Annotated in this window: 1 protein-coding gene; it reads right to left on the bottom strand. The window is 37.4% G+C overall.

What is annotated here, in order from left to right; genetic code table 11:
• Positions 1-2,013: 2,013 nt before the first annotated feature.
• A complete protein-coding gene (locus PSN35_RS06930) occupies positions 2,014-2,283 on the bottom strand; it encodes a dynein light chain family protein (protein WP_300031342.1) in 270 nt (89 codons plus the stop codon).
• Positions 2,284-2,649 lie beyond the last annotated feature (366 nt).

Genomic DNA, 2,649 nt, shown 5'->3' with positions numbered 1-2,649 from the left:
GCCAAAAATAGAAGAAATTAGTTCTAGGAAGAATATATTTAATCCAGCAGAGGGTTTCCTTCCCAACGTTGTGTCCGAGATTGTAACACAAGTTTTGATAGCTACAGTTCTGTATTACAATATGTCAGCATGTAGTCTTATGAAACTGTAAACGCAAAATTACATTTCAAAAAACTAATCTTGAACTTTTTAAATTTGAACACCAGCTCAAACAAATAAAAAACCCATAAAATACCACATTGTCAGAACAGACAGAATTTCAAAAATAGAAATCGTAGAAAGATGGCAGAACTAGTATAGGATAAAAAAACTGTCCTCTTAGTAAGTTATCATGCGATTGATCGTGCACTTGCTTTCTGAATGCGAGTAAAAGCCGATCGACTCTTGTATACATTGAACAACAAGCATTTTTATAAAGAACATCCTTATTGTTTTACGTTGGTATGGAACATAATTACATGTATTATAATGAGTTCTAAACGACAAAGTTCACAGACACAGCTCGATACTTTAATTTCACCTTTGTTTATACAGATAATGCCTTGTCCATAACACCCCCAAATTACATCACTCCCTCCTAGAGGGTGTACCGGGGGTAGAATACCACTAGTCCTCTAAAAGGGGTCAACCCTGGGGTATAGAAATGGGACCGAGAGCTTCTTCGACAAACCATTACAGAGAAAACTACATATAGTTCAATACGAATCCCAATAATCACCGGAGTGAACTCATGTGTCCTGGCAGAATAAGCAGTTCCTGTCCCATTAGTGACACCCACCGTGTTAATCTTGCTACAAATCCGGTGATATGTAATTAATGAGGAAAAGATCGGAATATGATTTCAACGTACGGGACATATCCGTGGTTATTTGTGATACAGATATCCCGTAACGGGTAACCAAGTTATGGTGGCCACCGTAAAACATTTGAAGTGATGACTTCAACTTTACCACTAGGAACTATTGGTTACCACCAGGAACTATTGGTTACCACTAGGAACTATTGGTTACCACTAGGAACTAGTGGTTACCACCAGGAACTATTGGTTACCACTAGGAACTATTGGTTATCACTAGGAACTATTGGTTACCGCTAGGAACTATTGGTTACCTCTAGGAACTATTGGTTACCACTAGGAACTAGTGGTTACCACTAGGAACTATTGGTTACCACCAGGAACTATTGGTTACCACTAGGAACTATTGGTTACCACTAGGAACTATTGGTTACCACTAGGAACTATTGGTTACCACTAGGAACTATTGGTTACCACTAGGAACTATTGGTTACCACTAGGAACTATTGGTTCAGTAGCTTCGTTGGGCCGTCGTGGTCATGACCACATAGTTGGATTTACATCTGCCAGTTCAATCAGTGTCTATCACCACTTAAGTTGTGAGTTCGAGCCCCGTTCATGGCGAGGTGTACTCGATACAGCATTATGTGATAAAGTTTGTCAGTGACTTGCGACAGGTCGGTGCTTTTCTCCAGGTACTTCGGTTTTCTCTGGCTCTACCAATTAAACTGACCGCCACGATATAACTGAAATATTGTTGAACTTGGTGTTAAAACACCATAAACCTAAACATGAGCAGTAACTTCATTGCTAGAATCAATCCTTTGTCAAGGACATCACAATAGGAACCACAAGCTCTGGAATACTATATCTACTAACAGTATATTCTCCATATGAAAGTATGTTGGAATGTTGCAACATATATATGTAAATGAAAAGTTCACAATGGGAGAATTGAAACGATGTTTTTTTGTGGGTGAGGTTCGCTTTGCAACCTCTGACACGATAATAAACTTGTTCAAGCCGGTCAGTATTTAATAGATTGAAATATAAAATGAAACGAATTGTAAACATATTTAATGTCATATTTAATATAGTTTTTTCAGAACCGATAACAAACGTTTTGAGCAATTGTCGTCAACAATGATCTATGATGCTAAAGACAGAAGTCAAACATATAGATAAGTTACACATGATATTGTTTCACCAAAGATCGTTCAGCCAGATTTGAACAGAAGAATTGCTACTTGTCCCATATAAAAATAGATAAAATGTTTCGTTTCGTGTGTCACATAGCTTCCAAAGTTACGTCCTACAATACAATGCCATGTTGGATTATATTTCTTGTCGAACTCCTTTTTTATGTAAGCGGCAATGTCTTTTTCTATATTAAATTTCTCCAAAGCTTGCGTAGTACAATCTACTGCATCTTGTTGCATATCTTCCGACATGTCCGCATTTTTTATTACTGCTTTTCTATCAGACATATTGTGATCTACAACAGAAAAAAGAAGATATCATAGTTACTGATACGTCCGCCTTAAATGTTCAACGCCATCATGAATTGTCTGTCATAAACGTAACTTTAATGTCCACCGCCATGGTGAATTATCTGTCATAGACGAAACTTTAATATCCACCGCCATCATGATTTGTATGTCATATACGTAACTTTAATGTTCACCGCCTTCATGAATTGTCTGTCATAGACGTAACTTCACCGCCTTCATGAATTGTCTGTTATATACGTAACTTTAATGTTCACCGCCATCATGAATTGTCTGTCATATACGTAACTTTAATGTCCACCGCCATCATGAATTGTCTGTTATATACGTAACTTTAATGTCCAC

This window comes from Candidatus Thioglobus sp. (assembly GCF_028599055.1).
Taxonomy (GTDB): Bacteria; Pseudomonadota; Gammaproteobacteria; order PS1; family Pseudothioglobaceae; genus Thioglobus_A.
The sequence above is the reverse complement of the archived record's forward strand: the minus strand, read 5'-3'. Positions and strand labels throughout refer to the sequence as shown.

Bases quoted from the DNA above. Each gene is read 5' to 3' on its own strand.
- PSN35_RS06930 (WP_300031342.1), bottom strand. From the start codon at position 2,283: ATGTCTGATAGAAAAGCAGTAATAAAAAATGCGGACATGTCGGAAGAT.